Origin of the sequence: Suilimivivens aceti (genome assembly GCF_025567405.1) — a bacterium.
Lineage (GTDB): Bacteria > Bacillota > Clostridia > Lachnospirales > Lachnospiraceae > Suilimivivens > Suilimivivens aceti.
Genome location: NZ_JAOQKJ010000012.1, coordinates 1 through 22,579, shown reverse-complemented (window position 1 = coordinate 22,579; position 22,579 = coordinate 1). Strand labels below are relative to the sequence as shown.

General features: G+C 45.3%; 20 protein-coding genes. All 20 read right to left on the bottom strand.

Going from position 1 to position 22,579, the window contains the following annotated elements:
- Positions 1-4: 4 nt before the first annotated feature.
- On the bottom strand, positions 5-268 hold the full coding sequence (locus OCV77_RS13305; RefSeq protein WP_118798980.1) for an HPr family phosphocarrier protein: 264 nt from the start codon (positions 266-268) through the stop codon (positions 5-7).
- 41 nt (positions 269-309) lie between these two features.
- Positions 310-1,659, bottom strand: coding sequence for a phosphoglucosamine mutase (glmM, locus tag OCV77_RS13300; protein WP_262575494.1), 1,350 nt, complete (start codon positions 1,657-1,659; stop codon positions 310-312).
- Between the two features lie 2 nt (positions 1,660-1,661).
- The gene (locus tag OCV77_RS13295; protein WP_262575493.1) at positions 1,662-2,939 is read right to left on the bottom strand and encodes a CdaR family protein; all 1,278 of its coding nucleotides are present in this window, start codon (positions 2,937-2,939) and stop codon (positions 1,662-1,664) included.
- Positions 2,929-3,798, bottom strand: coding sequence for a diadenylate cyclase CdaA (cdaA, locus tag OCV77_RS13290; RefSeq protein WP_118798983.1), 870 nt, complete (start codon positions 3,796-3,798; stop codon positions 2,929-2,931). Before cdaA ends, OCV77_RS13295 begins: the two co-directional genes overlap by 11 nt.
- Before the next feature lie 30 nt (positions 3,799-3,828).
- Entirely contained in the window at positions 3,829-4,788 is a 960-nt protein-coding gene (locus OCV77_RS13285; protein ID WP_118798984.1) for a hypothetical protein, read from the bottom strand.
- A 17-nt stretch (positions 4,789-4,805) separates the two neighbouring features.
- A complete protein-coding gene (locus tag OCV77_RS13280) occupies positions 4,806-5,192 on the bottom strand; it encodes a hypothetical protein (protein ID WP_118798985.1) in 387 nt (128 codons plus the stop codon).
- Between the two features lie 22 nt (positions 5,193-5,214).
- On the bottom strand, positions 5,215-5,625 hold the full coding sequence (locus OCV77_RS13275) for a flagellar protein (protein ID WP_262575491.1): 411 nt from the start codon (positions 5,623-5,625) through the stop codon (positions 5,215-5,217).
- A gap of 14 nt (positions 5,626-5,639) precedes the next feature.
- Complete coding sequence (locus tag OCV77_RS13270) at positions 5,640-6,446, bottom strand: ComF family protein (protein WP_118798987.1); 807 nt, start codon at positions 6,444-6,446, stop codon at positions 5,640-5,642.
- A complete protein-coding gene (gene recD2 / locus OCV77_RS13265) occupies positions 6,400-8,646 on the bottom strand; it encodes an SF1B family DNA helicase RecD2 (RefSeq protein ID WP_262575489.1) in 2,247 nt (748 codons plus the stop codon). The genes OCV77_RS13270 and recD2 overlap by 47 nt, the downstream gene beginning before the upstream one ends.
- Positions 8,647-8,785: 139 nt before the next feature.
- Complete coding sequence (locus tag OCV77_RS13260) at positions 8,786-9,136, bottom strand: rod-binding protein (protein ID WP_262575488.1); 351 nt, start codon at positions 9,134-9,136, stop codon at positions 8,786-8,788.
- A gap of 20 nt (positions 9,137-9,156) precedes the next feature.
- A complete protein-coding gene (locus OCV77_RS13255; RefSeq protein WP_118798990.1) occupies positions 9,157-9,975 on the bottom strand; it encodes a flagellar hook-basal body protein in 819 nt (272 codons plus the stop codon).
- Positions 9,976-9,990: 15 nt separating this feature from the next.
- Entirely contained in the window at positions 9,991-10,767 is a 777-nt protein-coding gene (gene flgF, locus OCV77_RS13250; RefSeq protein ID WP_118798991.1) for a flagellar basal-body rod protein FlgF, read from the bottom strand.
- Positions 10,768-10,780: 13 nt separating this feature from the next.
- A complete protein-coding gene (gene mreB / locus OCV77_RS13245; protein WP_118798992.1) occupies positions 10,781-11,776 on the bottom strand; it encodes a rod shape-determining protein in 996 nt (331 codons plus the stop codon).
- A 163-nt stretch (positions 11,777-11,939) separates the two neighbouring features.
- Positions 11,940-14,837, bottom strand: a complete 2,898-nt coding sequence (gene uvrA, locus OCV77_RS13240; protein WP_262575487.1) for an excinuclease ABC subunit UvrA — start codon at positions 14,835-14,837, stop codon at positions 11,940-11,942.
- Between the two features lie 24 nt (positions 14,838-14,861).
- Positions 14,862-16,853 (bottom strand): excinuclease ABC subunit UvrB, encoded by a 1,992-nt coding sequence (uvrB, locus tag OCV77_RS13235; protein WP_262575485.1) that lies wholly within the window; start codon positions 16,851-16,853, stop codon positions 14,862-14,864.
- A 202-nt stretch (positions 16,854-17,055) separates the two neighbouring features.
- Complete coding sequence (locus OCV77_RS13230) at positions 17,056-18,354, bottom strand: S41 family peptidase (protein ID WP_262575483.1); 1,299 nt, start codon at positions 18,352-18,354, stop codon at positions 17,056-17,058.
- 21 nt (positions 18,355-18,375) lie between these two features.
- Positions 18,376-19,596, bottom strand: coding sequence for a murein hydrolase activator EnvC family protein (locus OCV77_RS13225; protein ID WP_262575481.1), 1,221 nt, complete (start codon positions 19,594-19,596; stop codon positions 18,376-18,378).
- A gap of 8 nt (positions 19,597-19,604) precedes the next feature.
- Entirely contained in the window at positions 19,605-20,501 is an 897-nt protein-coding gene (ftsX, locus tag OCV77_RS13220; RefSeq protein WP_262575480.1) for a permease-like cell division protein FtsX, read from the bottom strand.
- Positions 20,491-21,180, bottom strand: a complete 690-nt coding sequence (gene ftsE, locus OCV77_RS13215; protein WP_118799026.1) for a cell division ATP-binding protein FtsE — start codon at positions 21,178-21,180, stop codon at positions 20,491-20,493. The genes ftsX and ftsE overlap by 11 nt, the downstream gene beginning before the upstream one ends.
- Positions 21,181-21,250: 70 nt before the next feature.
- A complete protein-coding gene (locus tag OCV77_RS13210) occupies positions 21,251-22,336 on the bottom strand; it encodes a PucR family transcriptional regulator (protein WP_262575479.1) in 1,086 nt (361 codons plus the stop codon).
- Between the last annotated feature and the right edge of the window lie 243 nt (positions 22,337-22,579).

Here is a 22,579-nt window from a genome sequence, read left to right as displayed (position 1 = left end):
TTTGCTATTCACCAAGTCCACCCTCAATCGCATCTACTAATGTCTTCAAGGCTATCTCTTCATCCTCACCATCGCAGATCACCTCAATCACATCCCCACTTTTCACACAGGCACCAAGTACACTGAGTACACTTTTGGCATTTGCTGTATTCCCTCTGAATGTAAACGTGATCAAGGATTTGAACTGCATCGCTTCCTTGCATAAAATACCTGCCGGTCTTAAATGCAGCCCGGTGGGATTTTTGATAGTCACCTTCTGGCTTACCATAACAACATCCTCCTAACATCCCATATCATTCTTTGCTATAACTACAACATAATGTTCTGAATCAGATCTGCCAGCTCCCTGGCATCCTTTTCAATCATCTGCTGATCCTTGCCCTCTATCATAACGCGCACAAGAGGCTCTGTTCCGGACGGTCTGATCAGCACCCTTCCCTCTCCGGCAAATTTCTCTGTCAGTTTTTCAATGGCTCCTGCAATCTCAGGATATTCCATATATTTTTCTTTCTTGTGATTTGGCACCTTTGCATTCACGAGTGCCTGTGGCAGCACCTCCATGACAGACGCCAGCTCTGAAAGCGGCTTTCCTGTTTCCACCATAACCTGCAGCAGATGCAGTGCACTTAAAAGTCCGTCCCCGGTTGTATTCTCCTTCAGGAAAATAATATGTCCTGACTGCTCTCCTCCAAGGCTTGCACCTATCTCCTTCATGTGCTCCAAAACATAACGGTCTCCCACCTTGGTCTGATCCACCTGGATTCCATTCCTTTCAGCCATCAGGAAAAATCCTAGATTGCTCATTACCGTTGCCACGATCACATCTCCGGTAAGTTCTCCCTTACTCTTCATGTGATTACCTACAATAGCCATGATCTGGTCACCATCAACTACATTACCAAGCTCATCAACCGCCATTAATCTGTCTGCATCACCGTCAAAGGCAAGACCTACATCCGCTTTTTCATAGACTACTCTTGCCCTGATCTCTTCCATATGTGTAGAACCACAGTTGGCATTGATATTTGTGCCATCCGGCATATTATGAATGGCAACTACATTACCACCAAGCTCTTTTAATGCTTCTACTGACGTATAATAGGATGCACCCTCTGCGCAGTCTACCACGATCTTTAATCCCGTAAGATCCACATTAACAGACTGAATGGAATGATTGATATACTCCTCTCTGGCATCCGTACGGTACTTGATTTTTCCTACGTTAGCGCCAATCGGGAATTTGATTCCATTCATATTATTTTTGATCAGTACTTCAATTTCATCTTCCAGTGCGTCCGGAAGCTTATACCCATTTCCATCAAAAAATTTAATCCCGTTAAACTCAACCGGGTTGTGGGATGCTGAAATGACAACACCTGCATCTACCTTATACTTTCTTGTAAGATAAGCTACCGCCGGTGTTGGGATCACACCAACATAAACAGCGTTTGCTCCTACCGAGCATATGCCTGCCATCAGGGCATTTGCCAGCATATCACCAGAAATACGTGTATCACATCCTACCATAATTGTTGGTTTATGCTCGTTTTCCTTCGTTAGTACATAGGCACCTGCCTGGCCAAGCTGCATGGCAAGAAGCGGTGTCAGCTCATCATTTGCCACACCACGCACACCGTCTGTTCCAAATAATCTTCCCATTTTTATTCCTCCACCTTTGATAAATGCATTGTCACTATTAACGGATCTTCCACAACAGCACTTCCAGGCAGGCCAAAATCAACTTCTACCTGATAATAACCCGCTATCGGCTCTGTCATTCCTTCGCTTTCCATCCATTTCGTTACATCCACAGTTCCCCGGATCTCTGATGCCCGCAAGCCTGCCACATCCTCAGAAAGCCCTTTTACCTGGATTGTAATACTGCTGTCCAGTTCTGAAATCGTAGCTCTGTATCCGTCCGGAATACCAGTTACTTCCACCCGGTCGCCAGAGATCACCAGCTCTTTGGTGATCTGCGGATCTATCTTTATGGTTACTTCCACATTCTTATCAGATGTATCTGCCAGGAACGTTCCTGTAGGCAGATAATCCTCCAGATTAATGGTAACCATATAATCCTCTCTCTGATCAGATATATCAATCTCCTCAGCCGGGATCTCTATGGCCGTAACATTCTTCAGAATGCTCTCTTTTCCCGCCAGCTTCACACTGCTTATGCTTCCCTTTGCATCACCATTTACTTCATAACCGTCAGCCGGCTTACCCACATAATTAAATATGATAGGCACCTCTGTTGTCTTATAAATGGTCACTCTGATACCAACTGTCTTGATATTCTGGACAATCCTGCTGTCCTGGATCAGATTGTCATCTGCATCATACAGCCTGATCTCTGCATTATCACTGATATCACTGGTAAATCCCGTTACTGGCACATCTACAACTGCCCGGCTGACTTTACTGATTACAGATTCTGGTCCCGAAATCCTTACCAGATTCTGATCTGTGGAAATTTCACCTATCATATATCCTGATTCTGTCATTCCTGAAGTAGTCACTCCCAGAGCCAGCGTTTTCGTCTTCTTGTTTTCAATATGCAGCTTTACTGTATCATTGCTTGCCTTGATTTTTTCAATATCACCTGAGCTTAAATTCGTTGTCAGCTTAATACTGATCGTATCAAGACTACTGAGCTCGCTGACATCCGCTGTTGCTATGATATTACTGGCTGTCAGTGAACTGAAAACCGACCTCGGTGCCCATATCGTAACTCTGTCAATTACTGCCGTATCATCCAGCACCTCATACACCTGACCGGAATCTGTGATCAGCTCTGTATTTAACAGCTTCACCGGGATGTTGCTGAATGAGCGGTCAATGGTCGGATCATTCATGTTATTTACAACAAGCCAGAGCATAAAGGAAAAAAACAGTGATATAATTTTCAGACCCAGATTTGCCGTAAGCTTATTTTTCACTCTTTGACCGTCCTTTCCACAGAATACGCTTCTTTGGCTCTTCCTCCGGCTTATTCTGTATCGACTTCAGTCTTTCCTTAAGCCTGTCACCATCCAGGCTCCTTTCCAGCTCTCCCTTATAAGCTACACTGATCTTACCAGTTTCCTCTGATACGATCACTGTCATGGAATCTGTCGCTTCTGAAATCCCGACACCAGCCCTATGTCTGGTCCCCAGATCCTTGCTCAGTGCCATATTATCAGAGAGAGGCAGATAACAGGTTGCCGAGGTAATCCTGTTTCCTCTTATAATAACCGCCCCATCATGAAGAGGTGTATTCTTTTCAAAAATATTAATCAGAAGCTGGCTGGTAACGATACCATCTACATCAATACCGGTTCTTTCGTATTCACTGAGTGACTGGTTCTGCTCAATTACGATCAGTGCACCTGTTTTCACCTTTCCCATTTCCACACAGGCCTTAGTAATCTCATTGATGGTCTTATCCGAAAATCTTCCTTCTTCTGATGTTCTGTAGGTTTCAAAGGGAATAATGGAGCTGATAATATTTTTCTGCCCAAGCTCCTCCAGTGCCTTTCGCAGTTCAGGCTGGAGGATAACTACTACCGCCGTTACCGCTACTCCAAAAGCATTCTGCACGATCCACAGAATTGTATTCATCTGAAAATAGGCAGCTATCAGGATAAAAACTGCGATCACAATAATTCCCTTAAGAAGTGACCATGCCCTGGTATTCTTTACCCACACCAGAATATGGTACATCAGGAATGCAATCAGCAGGATCTCCACAATATCTACCCACCTGATGCTTGGCATCCTCGCTATATATGTTGCTATAAAATCATTTAGCTGAGACATTTATGTTCCCCGTTTCACAAACGTTTTCCGTTATCTCCGTCCCTGTGTGGAAGCTGGTCTTCTTCGGGCGGTATTGATCTTTTTCACGGTGCGGGATGGTGCAGAAACCGTGATCTTGGGTACTGCTTTCACATAGTAATAATATTCATCATCCTCAAACTGCACCTTTTCTGTCCTGCTGTAGTCTACATGAAAAGCAAAAAATTCGATCACCTTCGCCAGAAGCCCTGAAACAACCGTACCAATAATCAGTCCCAGAATGGAAACATTGGTATCAAAGATCAGATCCCCTACCAGAAGGATCATGACATCTGCCAGCGCACCGGCAATAATAGCGATTGTCCATGCATAATCTACAGAAAGTCTGCGGATCAGATATACAATGATGATCGTTGCCGTAAAGGCCACAATCGTAAGGATCATCCCCTTATTACTGATAAATCCGTCAATAATATAGCGGAACCTGGATGCCATATCCTCCGCCTCCATTGCTGAGAATGTGGAAGATCCATCTGCTATATTCCGGATAAAGAAAGTTACGATCACACCGCAGCCTACCGATACTGCGGAGGCCGGACTTCCAAGAAGTCCCATTGCCAGCGGCATTACATAAGGGATTCCTAAAATAAAGCTCATCGGAGTAAGCAGTACCACGATCGTATCCTTCGGTGAAAATCTGAAATACAATAAAAACAGCACCAGCAGCAGCACCAGTGTCACAACCGCACATTCCAGTGACAGTGCATACATATGTAATACTGTAAACACCGCTGCCACAACAACAATAAAATTCATTGGCATAAAGGAACACATCAGTGCTGCGATCAGCACTATGGAAATACTGTCAAGCCGATGCATATATCCAATCTTTCCGTTGATCAGCATCAGCGATGTAAGAGCTAATATCAGTTTTAACAGGGGTTTTAGATATACTTCATACTTGGAAATAAAATGTTTGATATACTGCTTCGCAACAAGTAAAGTTGTCATTCTGTCATCCTCATATCTTATCGTTCATACATACTGGCCAGCCTTTTCAAATTGGCATAATATGTCCGCAAATGCTTTTGCGCTTTGTTGTATCTGTTTGCATACACCACATAAGAGATCACTCCATAAGCCGCAGTTACACACAGATACAGTATAATAATACTCTTTCCAAAAGCCAGCAGATCCAGCTTGTAAATATCCTGCATGATGTTTTCAAAGTTATAAAAAGCATAAACTGCAAATATCGCCAAAAAGGAAATGGTTGCCGAAATGACTGACTTTAATAGTTGAAATCCTATATAATCGTTCCGAAAATAGTTCAGAATGCTGATATCTTTTTTTCCTTCGCCGGATTCATAAGAGGCCAGCTTCGTCATCATGATGACTTTTTCCTCATTAATCATAATCTTTCCTTTCCGGATATCTCTACAGATAACGCATTCTGTCTCTTTCTGAGCGAAGTCCTTCCGGCTTCTGGTTCACAGGCTTTACATCCGGTGTAAATGCATTACGGAAAGTATTGGTCATCTCTGCCTTACACTGCTCACAGAAACGTCCTGAACGGATCATCTTCCCGCATTTTTCACAAGGGATCATGATCGGTGAATCATCAGCAAACTGCAGCCGGTCTTCCCTGATCCACTGGCGGATCTGTGCAGGATCTACATCACACGCCTCAGATACTTCCGGAATATCTGCCCCATGATTGTCCTGGATATATTTCTTTACTTCCTGAAATTTTTCCTCCAGCTTTTCCTTGCATCTGGGACATACTACCGGTCCCATAACATAGTTAAAAATTTTTCCACAGATTCTGCAATTACGTATATCGTTCATAGTCGTAGTCCTCTTTATACTCCTCGGCCAGATGCTAACGCCATGCCATATATTTTCCTGACACCGTTCCGGTGAAGTTCCTCTGCCATAGCATCCATCGTACTGCCCGTGGTATATATGTCATCTATAATTACAATCGTACTTAATTTTACATCATTTTGGCAGATTTTAAAAGCCTTTTTCAAATTATTTTGCCTTTCCCTAAGGGTAAGGTTTTTCTGCGGCCCAGTTTTATGGATTCTTTGGATCAGGTCTTTTTTTACCGGAATTCCCGACACCGCAGAAAGAGCTTCTGCCAGAAGCTCTGCCTGATTATATCCTCTCTGTCTTCTTCTAGAGCTGTGGCATGGCACAGGGATCAGTGCATCCGGTTTTCTTACAGCCAGCCACTCCCGGTATCCCCGGTACAGTTCCTCTCCATAGAACCTTGCATATTCACGCCGCCCTCTGTACTTGAACCGGAACAGTGAATCGGCAATACTTCCATAATCATATAACGTCACATTCTGTAAAAAAACGTGTTCCCTGCTGCTGCAGTCTTTACAATACTCTTCCTGGTCTTTCCCAAGCTGCCTTCCGCACCTCATACAGAAGGGTTCTCTGATATATCGGATCTTTGACCGGCATCTGTCACATATCCCCTCTTTTCTTCTGTCAAACGGAATGATCTCATCACAAAGGACACATCTTTTCGGAAAAACAAGATCGGCTGCTGCCTCTGTCAGCCATTTTACCGTCTCCTTCCATCCCGTATTTCTCCGGTTTCCGCTGCCGTCAGTCCTTTTCCATTTCTTCACACTGGATTTCCCTGATTCTATCATTCAGACTGGTATACCTCCTGTTTTCTCTTGCATTGTCGATCATCTCCTGCACCAGTCTGCTGCTGCCAAGTATGGTAACGCACTTTCTTGCTCTGGTCACTCCGGTATACAGCAGATTTCTGTTAAGAAGAAGCCTTGGGCCCGTAAGCAGCGGCAGAATGACCGCCGGATATTCACTTCCCTGGGCTTTATGGATGGTGATAGCATAAGCCAGTTCAATCTCGTCCAGCTGGGAAAAAGGATATTCTACCAGTCTATGTTCATCATACTCTACCGTCATGGTCTGTGCTGGCTCACTGATGTCCCTGACGATCCCCATATCTCCATTAAATACCCCCATTCCTTTATCAACAGGGATTCCATAGCGGCTTCTGACTTCCCAGGCAATCTGATAGTTATTTTTTATCTGCATCACCTTATCTCCCTCACGAAAAAGACGTTCCCCGGTCTGATATTCTTTTTTCTGAGGGCTTTCCGGATTCAGATATTTCTGCAGTATCCCATTCAGGATTTCCACTCCAAGGCTCCCTTTTCTCATGGGTGTCAGTACCTGTATATCAAATGGATCTGCATCTACATACCTTGGCAGCTTCTCCCGGATCAGCTGTATCATGTGCTTATAGATCACACCGGGCTCTGTTCTCTCCAGAAGAAAGAAGTCCCTGCTCTTATTATCAAAGCTGATCCTTTCCCCGGCATTGATCCTGTGTGCATTCAGGACAATATCACTTTCCTGCGCCTGCCGGAAGATCTTCTGCAGAATAACCACCGGGAAGCAGTCACTCTCAATCAGATCATGAAGCACCTGTCCAGGCCCCACACTGGGAAGCTGGTTCACATCCCCAACCATGATCAGCCTGGTTCCCACACTGACCGCCTCCAGGAGTGCTTTGAAAAGATGGATATCTACCATGGACATTTCATCTATAATAATAACGTCTGCTTCCAGTGGATTTTCTTCATTCCGTTCAAATTCTGCCCCCCTGCCTTCCTCCACAGTGCCATTGATCTCCAGTAATCTGTGAATCGTCCTGGCCTCAAACCCTGTAGTTTCTGTCATACGCTTGGCAGCCCGTCCTGTCGGTGCCGCAAGCAGAATATCCATTCCCTCTGCCTCAAAAAGCCTGATGATCGTATTGATCGTTGTCGTTTTCCCTGTACCGGGACCTCCGGAAAGGATCATGATACCATTAACGGCACTGGTGATCACTGCTTTTTTCTGAAGGTCATCCAACAATATCCCCTGTTGTTCTTCCATCTGCTCCAGAATACCAAGAAGTCTTTTTTCTTCTTTTCCTGTCAGCCCATCCCCAAAAGATATATTCAGGTCATGTAGCATTCGTGCGCATTTCAGTTCTGCATAGTAATAGGCTCCTGCGTATACTCTTTTTTCTTCCTTGAGGGTTTTGATCACCAGTTTTTTATCCATAGCCAGATTATTGATTCCCGGCCATATTGCTTCCTTCCCAATGCCAAGAAGCCCCGCCGTGCGTTCCGCAAGCAGATCCCCCGGCAGATAGGTATGTCCTTCTGCCGCCGCCTGCATCAGTGCATAAAGGATGCCGCTCCGGATCCGATAATCAGAGTCCGGACAGATCCCCAGTCTGGCTGCGATCTCGTCCGCAATCTTGAATCCCACTCCACTGATATCTTCTGCCAGCTTATACGGATTTTCCTTCATGACTCCGTACATGGCCGAGCCATATTTTTCATAAATCTTCACTGCGAGAGTATTGGAGATTCCATATTGCTGCAGATAAACAAAGGCCTGGCGCAGCTCTCTCTTTTCGATCATCTGGTCTGCAATCTCCGAAGCCTTTCTTTCACTGATACCCTTGATCTCCGAAAGTCTCTCCGGTTCTTCTTCTATAATTCGGAATGTGTCCTTTCCAAAGGCTTTCACTATCCTTTTGGCAAGAGCCTCCCCTATTCCCTTGATGGCTCCAGAACCCAGATAGCGTTCCATACTAAGCGCATCATCAGGCGGAACCACCCGGTAGCTTTCTGCCTTCATCTGCATGCCATACATGGGATGCTCCACATAATTTCCCTGTATATCCAGTGTTTCTCCCGCCTCTACATTCCGGAAAAATCCAACACATATGACCTCCTCTTCCTCTTCTATTACACTCAGTACTCCATATCCATTTTCCCTGTTCTGGTATATGATATGGTCTACATATCCATGAACCTTGTCCATTTCTGTTCCTCTTCCCTATTTTTCTGCGCTGCCCGGTTCTATCCATTTTTGTCAATATATGCCCGGCTTTGCGTAAAAAAAGCTGCCTTTGCAAGACGGTATCAACCATCTCACATCAGCAGCCCCATATGATTCATTTTTATAAATTATAATTTCGCTTCATCTGTTCATAAAGCATCTGTGCAATCCCAAGTCCTTCCTTCTCTGTTGAAGTACTTGCCAGCTCCTGCAGTGTATTCTCTCTGAAATAATCCACCAGATTCTGGTTCGGATCGCTGTCATCATCTGATTTGATACAATCTACGGTTTTCTGCATCTCCTTAAATACCTGCTCCAGCAGATAAGATTCAAACTGCTTACAGGCATCTAACAGCTTCTCATCATCTGCGTCTGAATAATCTGTTTTGTTCAGTGTATTCCTCAGCTCGTCAGCTTTCGTATTCTGCTTTGTCAGATAATCTGTATATGTACTGATAGTGCTAACATCCATAATTTATGCCCTTACTTTCCTTACCGTTTCAGATTATTCGCTGTCTGCATCATTTCATCTGTAGTGGTAATTGCCTTGGAATTCATCTCATAAGCACGCTGTGCAACGATCAGATTTACCATCTCATCAGCCACCTGCACATTGGAGCCTTCCAGATATCCCTGTACCATACGGCTTGGCGTTACATTCCGGTTGGTTGCTTCATTCAATACTGCACCACTTGCCGCTGTTGCCTGAAAAAGGCTGTCCCCTGTTCTCTGCAGTCCACCAGGATTATTGAACTGATACATACCGATCTTAATGCCCAGAGACTGTGCATTATTATTGGCATCCGGATAACAGACCGTTCCATCCTGTGAGATCGTAATCTTGCTGGTAATATAATTGCTGCCAAGAGTGATCGTCCGTCCGGTAGAGCTCAGAACCGGAAGTCCGTCCTGATTGGTCAGGATCATTCCTCTGTTGCCATTGGTTGCCCAGGTAAAATCACCGTTTCTTGTATAGTAGGTATTGCCATCGCTTCCCTGAATAGCAAAGAATCCCTCGCCTTCAATGGCAAAGGCTGTATCGCTGCTGGATGCTAAAAGGCTTCCCTGGTTAAAGCTGGAATTGATAGAAGAATTTCTTACACCAAGCCCCACCTGGGAAGTAGTAGGCTTCGGATCTCCGTTTGCCGTCGTAGTAGCCGTCTGAAGTGTCTGATAAAGCAGTGACTTAAACTGTGCCGTCTGCGCCTTATATCCCGTAGTATTTACATTAGCAAGGTTATTTGCAATTGTATCAACATTTGTCTGCTGGGCATTCATTCCCGTTGCCGCTGACCATAAGCTTCTTACCATTTATTGTAGTCCTCCTTACAGCTTACCTAACTGATTCGCTGCGATGTCCAGCGTTGAATCTATTGTAGTAATGATCTTCTGGTTGGATTCATATGCTCTCTGCACACTGATCATATTTACCATCTCAGTAACAGCAGATACATTGGATGTCTCCAGATAGCCGGAATAAACCTGTGCCTTCGGATCTGTCTCCTCTGCACCCTCGATCGGCTGGAAATAATTCTCACCATAATGCTCCAGATAATTATAGTCAGCGAAGTCCGTCACCTGGATCGTATCTGCAACACGTCCATTCTGGATCAATTGTCCGCTGACATTGATCTGTGTATCCAGATTAGGATTGATCTTCACTGCCTGACCGTTGGTATTCAGTACCGGATCTCCATCTCTTGTAACCAGCTCACCGTCCTGGGTCAGGGTAAAATCACCATCCCTTGTATATTTCACGGATGTATTTCCGCTTTTATCTGTAAACTCTACAGCAAAGAATCCAGAATCTGTCAGTGCCAGATCAAAGGTGTTCCCTGTGGTCTTGATAGCCCCCTGCTCAAAATCGGTATATCCTTCTCCTATCTTAACTCCCGGCTGATTGATACCGATTCTTTTCGCCAGATTGTATCCTTCCGATGCATCCTTGATCTTATAGGCAAGTACGGCATCAAAGGACTGGCTGGTTGCCCCTTCCTTCTTATAACCATTGGTATTCACATTGGCAAGGTTGTTTGTCAGGACATCCATGCGATGCTCCTGATTGACCATACCCGAATATGCTGTATAGAGTCCTTTTACCATTTACGTTTCCTCTTTAAATCTCGTCTCTGTAGCCCGCCAGAAATTCCACATATTTACCGGTACCGATTGCTACCGCTGTCATGGGATCCTCTGCTGTCATGGTATTGATACCTGTCTTTTCACAGATCAGATCCTCCAGCCCGCGCAGAAGACTTCCGCCTCCTGTCAGGACAATTCCTCTGTCAGCAATATCTGCAGCAAGCTCCGGAGGCGTTTTCTCCAGAACGCTGTGGATCGTTTCGATGATCTGTGCTGTTGCTTCTCTTAATGCCTCTTCTGTTTCTTCAGAAGAAACGGTAACTGTCTTTGGAAGTCCTGTTACCAGGTTCCTTCCACGGACATCCATATAATCCACCTCGGAACGTTTGAATGCGGTTCCGATCTTGATCTTGATATCCTCTGCAGTACGTTCACCGATCAGAAGATTATGTTTTTTACGCATATAGCGGACAAGTGCTTCATCAAAATCATCACCCGCAATCTTAATAGAAGCACTGACAACTGTTCCTCCGAGGGAAATAACTGCAATGTCAGAGGTACCTCCTCCAATATCAACGATCATATTTCCACAGGGCTTGGAAATGTCTATTCCTGCACCGATTGCCGCTGCAATAGGTTCTTCTATGATAGAAACCTCTCTGGCTCCCGCCTGCAGCGTTGCATCCTCAACTGCCTTCTTTTCTACTTCTGTGACGCCACTTGGTACACATACAGCGATTCTCGGCTTACGGAAAGCCTTCTTACCCAGTGCCTTCTGGATGAAATATTTCATCATCTGCTCAGTGACCCTATAATCAGAAATAACACCCTGTCTCAAAGGACGGACTGCCATAATATTACCGGGTGTTCTTCCCAGCATCAGTCTGGCATCCTCCCCGATTGCTTTGATCTTATTCGTATCTCTATCGTAAGCTACAACAGAGGGCTCCTTTAATACAACGCCTCTTCCTCTGATGTAAACCAGAATGCTGGCTGTTCCCAAATCAATTCCGATATCTGTATACTGCATATTACGATACCCCTTTCTGCTACTTTCCACCTTAAAAAGGCGCTACGAAATTATTATAACCCATAGATTTGCATTTTCAAAGGGATTTCATAAAATTTTAATGGAAAAAGACACAGCAATGCAAAACGAATCCGTTCGTTTTTCACTCCTGCGTCCATGCTTATTATTTTAATCGGTATTTTTCCTGGTTTTCTTTATACTTCTCCAACATTTTTTTAATATATTGTCCGGTATAGGAATCAGGATTTTCTGCAACCTCTTCCGGTGTACCCTTTGCGACAACCTGTCCACCGCCATCTCCGCCTTCCGGTCCCATATCAATAATATAATCTGCACATTTGATCACATCCAGATTGTGTTCAATCACCACAACTGTATTGCCATTCTCTACCAGCCTCTGCAGGATCTCCACCAGCTTGTGTACATCTGCAAAATGCAGTCCGGTAGTAGGCTCATCCAAAATATAAATAGTCTTGCCGGTACTCTGCCTGCTCAGCTCTGTGGCAAGCTTGATCCGCTGTGCTTCTCCTCCCGAAAGAGTAGTAGACGGCTGTCCGAGCTTTACATAAGAAAGTCCCACATCATTCAATGTTTCAATTTTTCTTTTAATGGAAGGAATGCTATCAAAAAAGGGAACTGCTTCTTCAACTGTCATCTCCAGCACATCATAAATACTCTTTCCCTTATATTTAACATCCAGTGTCTCCCTGTTATAACGCTTTCCGCCACAGACCTCACAGGGTACATACACATCCGGCAGGAAGTGCATTTCGATCTTGATGATCCCGTCACCACCGCAGGCTTCACATCGGCCTCCCTTAACATTAAAGCTGAACCTTCCCTTCTTATAGCCTCTGGCTCTGGCATCCTGTGTTCCCGCAAACAGATCTCTGATCTGGTCAAATACTCCGGTATAGGTAGCCGGGTTGGATCTCGGTGTCCTTCCGATCGGAGACTGATCAATATTGATCACCTTATCAAGCTGGTCAATGCCCTGAATTTCCTTGTGCTTACCGGGAATCGTTCTTGCCCGGTTCAGGCTCTTTGCCAGATGCTTATAAAGGATCTCATTGACAAGAGAACTTTTACCCGAACCTGAAACACCGGTCACACAGGTCATCACACCAAGGGGGATATCCACTGTCACATTTTTCAGATTATTTTCTGCAGCTCCTATAATCTTAAGAAAACCTGTCGGTTTCTTCCGGGTATCTGGAACCGGAATCTGCAGTATGCCGCTGAGATACTGTCCCGTAACAGAATCCGGGATCTGCATGATCTCTTCTGCGGTTCCCTGTGCTACTACTTCTCCACCATGAGAGCCGGCTCCCGGTCCGATATCCACAATATGATCCGCTGCCAGCATGGTATCCTCATCATGCTCTACAACGATCAGGCTGTTGCCAAGATCCCTGAGGTTTTTGAGCGTATTCAGCAATTTATCATTATCTCTCTGATGCAGGCCGATACTTGGCTCATCCAGGATATAGCATACACCCACAAGTCCGGATCCGATCTGGGTTGCCAGACGGATTCTCTGTGCCTCTCCGCCGGAAAGAGTACCTGTTGCCCTGGCAAGAGACAGATAGTTCAGTCCCACATCGATCAGAAAGCCGACTCTTGCGCGGATCTCCTTAAGCACCTGGCCGCCGATCAGCATCTGCTGCTTTGTGAGCTTTAGATCCGTCAGAAACTGCTGCAGATTACCAATGGACATGGCTGTGATCTCATAAATATTCTTATCGCATACAGTAACAGCAAGCGCTTCCTTTTTCAGACGCATGCCACCACATTCCTTACAGGGCGTGATCCGCATAAAGCTTTCATATTCCTGCTTCATGGTATCAGATCCCGTTTCCCGGTACCGGCGCTCCACATTTTTGATCAGTCCTTCAAAGGTGACAGGATAAGTTCCTTCTCCCCTCTGTCCGACATAATGTACCTTGACTTCCCCGAAGCCACCATAAATGAGCATATGCCGGATCTTTTCCGGAAGCTCTTCAAAGGGGGTATCCAGGCTGAAATCGTAAGCCTTTGAAAGTGCCCGAAGGAGCGCATTGGTAAAGCTTCCCTTATCCGTACTGGACTGCCAGCCCATCACCTGGATTGCTCCCTGGTTCAGGCTTAAATGTCTATCCGGGATCATCAGCTCCGGATCAAATTCCATCTTATAGCCAAGTCCAAAGCAGATCGGACAGGCTCCAAACGGGTTATTAAAGGAAAAGCTTCTCGGTTCGATCTCACTGATGCTTATGCCGCAGTCCGTACAGGCAAAGCTCTGACTGAAGGTCACCTGCTCACCGCCGATCACATCCAGCAGAAAAAGTCCTTCCGTAAGTGCCAGTACATTCTCAATAGAATCTGTCAGTCTCCGCTCGATCCCCGGCTTCACTACCAGTCTATCTACTACGATCTCTATGTTATGCTTGATATTCTTATCCAGCTTGATCTCTTCAGAAAGCTCGTACATGTTTCCATCAACCATGACACGTACATAACCACTTTTTTTCGCCCGTTCAAATACCTTGGCATGTTCTCCCTTTTTGCCTCGGACTACAGGTGCAAGAAGCTGGATCTTTGTCCCTTCCGGAAGCTCCATCACCTGATCTACCATCTGATCGACACTCTGCTTACGGATCTCCTTGCCGCATTTGGGGCAATGCGGAATGCCTACCCTTGCATACAGCAGTCTGAAATAATCATAAATCTCTGTAACAGTTCCCACTGTAGATCTGGGATTTCTGTTTGTGGACTTCTGATCAATGGAAATTGCAGGAGACAGTCCCTCGATTTTCTCCACATTAGGCTTTTCCATCTGACCCAGGAACTGCCTTGCATAGGAAGACAATGACTCCATATATCTCCTCTGTCCTTCCGCATAGATTGTATCAAATGCCAGGGAAGATTTGCCGGAACCTGACAGTCCTGTCAGGACCACCAGCTCGTTTCTCGGAATATCCACATCTATATTCTTCAGATTGTGTTCATTTGCGCCCCTGATCTTAATATATTCTCTCGGGCGTATTCTGGGTGTTTCTATATGCTTATCTGCTAAACTCATTTTATTACCTGTACTTTCTCTTCTCTATTCTTCTTCAAGCTCATGGAGCTTTTTCTTCAGCTCTGCCATCTTGTCCCTAAGCTCTGCTGCCGCTTCAAAGTTAAGATCCGCTGCCGCTTTCTTCATCTGCTTCTCCACCTTGCCGATCAGCTTCTGCAGTTCCTCCCTGCCCATAGATTCCGGATCCTTCTCAAACCGGAGTTCTTCCTTCTCAATTGTCTTTGAAATACTGATCAGATCCCGGACTGCCTTTTTGATGGTCTGTGGTGTGATACCATGCTCTTCATTATACTTCTGCTGCAGCTTCCGTCTTCTGGCAGTCTCCTCAATAGCTGCCTTCATGGAATCTGTCATATTGTCAGCATACATGATAACATGGCCTTCCGCATTACGGGCAGCACGGCCTACTGTCTGGATCAGGGATGTTTCAGAACGCAGAAAGCCTTCCTTATCCGCATCCAGGATTGCTACCAGTGAAATCTCCGGAATATCCAGCCCCTCCCTCAGCAGGTTGATCCCTACCAGCACGTCAAATACATCAAGACGCATATCCCGGATGATCTCCGCTCTTTCCAGCGTATCAATATCCGAATGGAGATATTTCACCCGGATCCCGGCTTCCTTCATATAGCCGGTCAGATCCTCTGCCATACGCTTGGTCAGTGTGGTGACCAACACTTTATTATGCTTATCTGTCTCCTTACGTACCTCACTGATCAGGTCATCGATCTGTCCCTCTACCGGCTTCACTACGATCTCCGGATCCAGAAGTCCGGTAGGTCTTATGATCTGCTCCGCACGGAGCAGCTCATGCTCTTCTTCATATTTTGAAGGTGTTGCCGACACGAAAAGAAGCTGATCGATATGCTGTTCAAACTCTTCAAAGCAGAGAGGTCTGTTGTCCAGTGCGGAAGGAAGCCGGAAACCATAATCTACCAGTGTCGTCTTCCTTGACCGGTCTCCATTATACATAGCCCCAATCTGCGGCACTGTCATATGGGACTCATCTATGATCATCAGAAAATCATTTCCAAAATAATCCAGCAGGGTATGTGGCGGTGTTCCCGGCTGTGCCCCGTACAGATGTCTGGAATAGTTCTCAATACCGGAGCAGAAGCCTGTTTCCCGCAGCATCTCTATATCAAAATTAGTACGTTCCGAAATACGCTGGGCTTCCAGCAGCTTATCCTCACTTTTGAAAAAGCGCACTCTCTCATCCAGCTCAGCTTCAATATTCTTACAGGCTGTATTGATGCGCTCCTGTGGAATGACATAATGGGATGCCGGGAAAATAGCAATATGCTGCAGAGAAGCATGCACCTGCCCGGTCAGTGGATCTGCTTCCACGATCCTGTCGATCTCATCCCCGAAAAATTCCACCCGGATCAGATAATCTCCACCCTGTGCCGGAAAAATTTCAAGAACATCTCCACGTACACGGAAGCATCCTCTGCTCACTTCCATATCATTCCTGTCATACTGGATATCGATCAGCTCCCGGATCACCTCATCCCTGTCCTTCACCATACCCGGACGCAGGGAAACGATCATGTCCTGATAATCCTCCGGACTGCCCAGTCCATAAATACAGGACACACTTGCGATCACGATCACGTCCTTCCTCTCTGACAAGGATGCCGTTGCGGACAGACGCAGCTTATCGATCTCATCATTGATGGAAGAATCCTTGGCAATATAAGTATCTGACGAAGGCACATAAGCCTCCGGCTGGTAATAATCATAATACGACACAAAATATTCCACTGCATTCTCTGGGAAAAATTCCTTGAACTCCCCGTAAAGCTGTGCTGCCAGTGTCTTATTATGTGCAATGATCAAAGTAGGTTTATTCAGCGCTGCGATCACATTAGCCATCGTAAAAGTCTTACCGGATCCGGTAACACCTAACAGCGTCTCAAACTGATTGCCTTCTCGAAATCCCTGCACAAGCTCTGCGATCGCCTGTGGCTGGTCTCCGGTCGGCTGATATTCTGAATGCAGTTTAAACTGACCCATATGTTTTCTCCTAATTTAAATCTACCTTTTTAATATACCACGGTAAATTATATTTGTACAGGAGGATCAGAACATTTGTTTGTGTTTTGAGTAATCTCCTTGATGTACCAATCGGAGATCTATTCATACAAACCGATGAAACTCTAGAAAAAGAGCCTGCAGATCCATAACCTGCAGGCTCTAAATCAAAACAATATTATTTTTATCCAATCTTTTCTTTCAGAATTTCGATTCCCTTTTCCACCTGGCTGTCCAGACCTTCTGTTTCTGCCAGATCGGTGTCATATTCTGCTTCAACATCCGGCTCGATTCCACTTCCCTGAATATTATTGCCATTCGGTGTGAACCAGCCGCTGACAGTCAGCTTCACAGCGCTGCCATCCTCCAGTGTGATCAGCCTCTGTACGATACCCTTGCCGTAACTGGTTGTTCCCACAACAGTTCCCTTATTGTGATCCTGGATCGCTCCAGCCAGGATCTCCGCTGCACTCGCCGAATACCCATTGATCAGTACCACCATGGGTATGTCAATTTCATATTCACCATCACAGGTATATTCTGTCCGCTGTCCGGAAGGCACTTCTGTATAAGTGATCAGTCCTGCCGGCAGAAGACGTCTTGCAATCTCAACTACCACAGAAAGATCTCCGCCCGGATTGCTCCGAAGATCCAGGATCAGTCCCTTCATGTCATCAGCACGAAGCTCTGCCATAGCCTCATTAAACTGATCCAGGGTAACTGTATCAAACTCTGTGATCTGCAGATAGCCGATTCCTTCTTCACCTTCCACCATGCCATAGCGCACTGTAGTTGTTTCGATCAGCTTGCTTCTTACAATATCTACTTCAAGGAAGTCAGCCTCTCCCTCCCGGTAAATGGTCAGATGAACGGTAGTCCCTTCTTTTCCCTTGACCATGGAAACAACCCTGCTGGTGCTGAGTCCCCTGGTTTCTTCCCCATCTACCTCATAGATCACATCGCCTTCCTTAAGACCAGCCTCCTCGGCAGGCGTTCCTTCCATGACACCGGCGATCACCGCCATATCCTGCTCCTTGTCCAGCGTAATATAAGCCCCGATCCCGTAGGAAACACCATTGTTGCCATCCACAACCTCTTTCAGCTCCTCTGCGGTATAGTACTCAGAATAAGGATCATTCAACGCCTCTGTCATACCCTTATAGATACCTGTCTGCAGGTTCTCCTCTGTCGTAGGCTCATCCTTGTAATCGTAGTAATATTTTTCGATTACGCTCTCCAGGCTCCTCATCTTCTGTATGGTTTCTGCATTCACAACACTGGATTCACTCTGCGCACCCCCCTGGGTCTTCACTAATCCATAAATGCTTTTTCCCGCAAAAACCCCGGCTCCAACCAGCACACATACAGCAATTCCTGCTGCCATTCCTCCAAAGAAAAGTGGCAGTCTCCTGTCTTTTTCTCCCTTCCGCAGCTCAGTCTGTTGTTCTCCCTGTAATGTCTGTTCTGTTTCCTGCTCTTCCAATCCACACACTCCCGTCTGTTATCAACCCTTCAGGTAACTCCATGGATTCACATAGCTTCCACCCTTCCGCACGCTGAAATGCAGATGATTGCCTGTGGATCGCCCTGTAGTTCCCACCGCAGCTATCTTCTGCCCCTTAGAAACCTCGGTCCCCTTGGAAACATAAAGTGCCGATGCATGCATATAAATCGTATACAGGCTGTCACCATGATCGATCATGATATAATTTCCCATACTGCTGTTGTAATCAGCAGCAACTACTTTACCATCATATGCGGCCAGGATCGCACTGCCTCCCGGTGCTGCCATATCAATTCCATTATGGAATTTCTGAATACCAAGAGTAGGATGGATACGGTTTCCATAATCATCCGATATCCTCGTATACGACGGCGCCGGCCAGGTGAATACTCCACCATCATATCTTCTGCCCTGCTCCTCTGCCAGTCTGGCTCTTTCCTCTGCGACTGCCTTTTCCAATGCCGCAATGGTTTGATTCTGTTCTGCAATATCAGCCTCATATTCCGCAATGGCAGCCTCTTTATTCTTGATATCAGATGTTACATTACTGATCTCCTGTTCTTTGGCCGAGATCAGTGCATTCATGGAAGCCTCTTCTTCTTCCTGTACCCTCCTGGCCTCATCCAGAACGCTTTTTTCCTCCTCCAGGCTTTCCTTGCACAGGGAAACATACTCAGCCTGTGCTACATATTCATCCAGCTTTTTCCTGTCATATGAGGAAAGCATCTCAATATACTCAGCCTTGTTCAACACCTCGCCAAAGCTGTCTGCCGCAAAAAGAAGTTCAAGGTATACCGTATCTCCCTTTTCATACATAAACTTGATCCGGGCCTTCATTGCCTCATACTGGGCTTCCTGTACCGCCACAGCCTCCTCCAGCTCTTTTTCCTTGGCAGCAATTTCCTCTTCCTTCTCTGTGATCAGACCCTTAAGTTCTTCTATCTTGGCCTGTATCGTAGACAGATTAGCATCCAGCTCCGTAATATAATTGGCCAGATTATTCTTGGAGGTTTCAAGCTGCTTCTTGATCTCTTTTACATTACTCAGACTGCTTTGAAGGCTGTTCTTTTCTTCTTTTGCTTTTTTTATCTCTTCTTCCTTCTGCCTGATGCTGTCATTCGTCAGCTCCTGTGCACTGGCAGAAAGTGTGCCTGCGCTTCCGGCTGAACTTACCAGCAGAACACTCAGCAAAAGGCAGAGTCCTTTTTTCCATTTTTTCATGAATATGATCACACTCTCAAATGCTTTCTAACCGTAATGATACTTCCAAGGAAACCGATTCCTATGCCCATGATCAGTGATCCCGGCAGGAGCTTCGCAAAGATTTCATTTACAGGCAGAAAGGCAAGCAGCTTTGACAGATTGGAAAACTTACCTATGATATAACCGATCACTTCATTATAAACACTGTAGATGATCCCCATGGGGATCAGTGCTCCGATTGCTCCGATCAGCATACCCTCAATGACGAAGGGAGATCTGACGAAGAAGTCTGTAGCACCGATATATTTCATAATGGAAATTTCTTCTTTTCTAACTGAAATACCGATCGTAACAGTATTACTGATCAGGAAAATAGATACCGCAAACAGGATCGCTATGATACCGATGGATGCATAGGCGATCAGCGCATTGATGCCGGTCAGTGATGCTGCCGTGATATCAGACCGGTTTACCTCACGAATCCCGTCAAGCCCTTCCAGGAAAGAAACAAGCGCCGGCTGCATGGATACATCATTCAGATAGATCTCATAGCTTGCAGAATTTTCCAGCGGATTTTCTGTAAATCCGTCTGCATATTCACCAAGATATTCCTCCTTAAAGCTGTCCCATGCTTCATCTGCTGAGATAAAATTGATCTTGGAAACCTCAGGTCTCTTCTGGATCTCATCCCCGATCTGCTGAATCCGGTCATCACTGATACCTTCATCAAAGAAAACCGTTACAGATACACCCTCCTGCGCAGTCTTCACAATATTCTGCACATTCATCAAAATGGAATAAAAAAGACCAAACAGAAACAGGCAGGCACTGATCGTAGCTATAGATGCCAGTGAAAACCATTTATTTCTGAAAATGTTAATAAATCCCTGTTTGATGGTATAAAAAAATGTACTAATCCTCATCGTCTATATAACCACCCTTCTCTTCATCACTTACAATGACACCCTTCTTCATTGTAACGACTCTTTTCTGCATGGCATTAACGATCTCACGGTTATGGGTTACGACCAGCACTGTCGTACCGTTCTCATTAATCTGCTCCAGCAGCTTCATGATCTCCCATGAGTTCTTAGGATCCAGATTTCCGGTAGGCTCATCTGCCAGAAGAATGCTCGGCCTGTTAACCAAAGCCCTTGCGATCGCCACTCTCTGCTGCTCACCACCGGAAAGCTGCCTCGGCTTCGCCTTATATTTGCCTGCAAGTCCTACCGTTGCCAGTATGCTTGGTACATTTCTCTTTATCTCCTTGGTCGGTTTCTGGATAATTCGCTGTGCAAAGGCAACATTCTCATATACATTCCTGTCCTTTAAAAGACGGAAATCCTGGAACACGATCCCCAGATTCCTGCGGAACATGGGAATTTTTCGGTGCCTGATCCTGACGAGATCATATCCCATAACATTGATCTCTCCCTCCGTAGGCACAAGCTCCCGGAGAAGGAGCTTGATCATGGTTGATTTTCCTGATCCACTGTCTCCTACAATAAATACAAACTCTCCCTTTTTAATATGAAGATCTACCCCATTCAGTGCGGGAGCACCTGTTGCATAAGCCTTGCTGACATGATTCATTGTGATGATCTCATCACTTGCAGTTCCTTTTCTTCTTCTGCTCCTTTGCTCTCTTGCCACTTTTTTCACCACCTGTATCTTAATACTCAAAACTTTCCATGTACTTCATATATTTCACGACCATCAGTGCGATACGGAATGTGATCGCATCCTCAAATACCCGAAGGTCAAGCCCTGTTCTCTTCTGCAGCTTATCCAGACGGTATACCAGTGTATTTCTGTGGATAAACAGCTGTCTTGACGTTTCAGAAACATTCAGGCTGTTTTCAAAAAACTTATTGATCGTAACAAGTGTTTCCTCATCAAAATCATCCGGACTCTTATCACCGAAGATCTCACGGATAAACATCTTGCAAAGTGGAATGGGAAGCTGATAGATCAGTCGCCCGATTCCCAGCTCACTGTAAGCGATCACATTCTTTTCATCAAAGAAGATCTTACCGACATCCAGTGCCATCTTTGCCTCCTTGTAGGAACGGCTTACTTCCTTGATCTCCTTCACAACAGTTCCATACGCAATATGGATTCCTGACATATGCTCCTTCTGCAGGAACTTCTCAATGCCTGCCGCCGTCTTCTCGATCTCCTTCATGCTTTCGCCTTCTGAAAGATCCTTTACAATAATAACATTATTCTCATCAACTGCCGTAACAAAATCTCCACTGTTATTACTGTAATAGGAACGCATCATCTCCAGGATGTTACTGTCTTTTCCATTCTCCGTCTCAACAATCATGACCACTCTGTTGACATCTGTCTGAATATGAAGCTTCTTTGCCCTGCTGTAAATATCAATCAGAAGCAGATTATCAAGCAGCAGGTTTTTGATAAAATTATCCTTGTCAAACCGCTCCTTATAGGCTACCATCAGATTCTGTACCTGGAATGCCGCCATCTTGCCGATCGTATATACATCCTCACCGGTTCCGGCTGTAACCATGACATACTCCAGCTGCTGTTCATCATAAATCTTAAAGTACTGACACCCCTGGATCTCCTGGGAATCTGCCGGTGACTTGGCAAACTCAGCTACGGCACCTCCATTTACACTGATATTTCCTGTGGAAGCAACCTCCTTGCCCTCGGTATCCATAATACAGAACTCTACCCGTGCAATGGCTTTCAGTCCTTCAATCGTGCTCTGTAATGTTTGATTTGATATCATATCCCCACTCCTTTAGCTGCACGTATTTTTCACTTATACATTTTTCACAATACTTCTGCCCTAGAAATTAACCCCAAGAAAAAACTTCTTTTCTATTTTAAAACAAATGTACAAATAAATCTACTTATTTTTCAATGATATTTGTGAATTATTCATGTTTTCCTCAATAGTTTTTTGAAATTCCCGTGTGAGGGGGAAAGTTGATTACAAACAGAATAAATTACAGCAGTGAAAGTGACGATA

Excerpts from the sequence above, each read along its gene's own strand:
- OCV77_RS13260 (WP_262575488.1), bottom strand. The coding sequence starts at position 9,136 with ATGGATGTTAGCACTATCAGTACATATACAGATTATCTGACAAAGCAG.
- ftsX (WP_262575480.1), bottom strand. The coding sequence starts at position 20,501 with ATGAGGATTAGTACATTTTTTTATACCATCAAACAGGGATTTATTAAC.
- uvrB (WP_262575485.1), bottom strand. The coding sequence starts at position 16,853 with ATGGGTCAGTTTAAACTGCATTCAGAATATCAGCCGACCGGAGACCAG.
- OCV77_RS13305 (WP_118798980.1), bottom strand. The coding sequence starts at position 268 with ATGGTAAGCCAGAAGGTGACTATCAAAAATCCCACCGGGCTGCATTTA.
- OCV77_RS13280 (WP_118798985.1), bottom strand. The coding sequence starts at position 5,192 with ATGATTAATGAGGAAAAAGTCATCATGATGACGAAGCTGGCCTCTTAT.
- OCV77_RS13275 (WP_262575491.1), bottom strand. The coding sequence starts at position 5,625 with ATGAACGATATACGTAATTGCAGAATCTGTGGAAAAATTTTTAACTAT.
- OCV77_RS13210 (WP_262575479.1), bottom strand. The coding sequence starts at position 22,336 with ATGATATCAAATCAAACATTACAGAGCACGATTGAAGGACTGAAAGCC.
- recD2 (WP_262575489.1), bottom strand. The coding sequence starts at position 8,646 with ATGGACAAGGTTCATGGATATGTAGACCATATCATATACCAGAACAGG.
- uvrA (WP_262575487.1), bottom strand. The coding sequence starts at position 14,837 with ATGAGTTTAGCAGATAAGCATATAGAAACACCCAGAATACGCCCGAGA.
- cdaA (WP_118798983.1), bottom strand. The coding sequence starts at position 3,798 with ATGTCTCAGCTAAATGATTTTATAGCAACATATATAGCGAGGATGCCA.
- flgF (WP_118798991.1), bottom strand. The coding sequence starts at position 10,767 with ATGGTAAAAGGACTCTATACAGCATATTCGGGTATGGTCAATCAGGAG.
- glmM (WP_262575494.1), bottom strand. The coding sequence starts at position 1,659 with ATGGGAAGATTATTTGGAACAGACGGTGTGCGTGGTGTGGCAAATGAT.
- mreB (WP_118798992.1), bottom strand. The coding sequence starts at position 11,776 with ATGCAGTATACAGATATCGGAATTGATTTGGGAACAGCCAGCATTCTG.
- OCV77_RS13255 (WP_118798990.1), bottom strand. The coding sequence starts at position 9,975 with ATGGTAAGAAGCTTATGGTCAGCGGCAACGGGAATGAATGCCCAGCAG.
- OCV77_RS13225 (WP_262575481.1), bottom strand. The coding sequence starts at position 19,596 with ATGAAAAAATGGAAAAAAGGACTCTGCCTTTTGCTGAGTGTTCTGCTG.
- OCV77_RS13270 (WP_118798987.1), bottom strand. The coding sequence starts at position 6,446 with ATGATAGAATCAGGGAAATCCAGTGTGAAGAAATGGAAAAGGACTGAC.
- OCV77_RS13285 (WP_118798984.1), bottom strand. The coding sequence starts at position 4,788 with ATGACAACTTTACTTGTTGCGAAGCAGTATATCAAACATTTTATTTCC.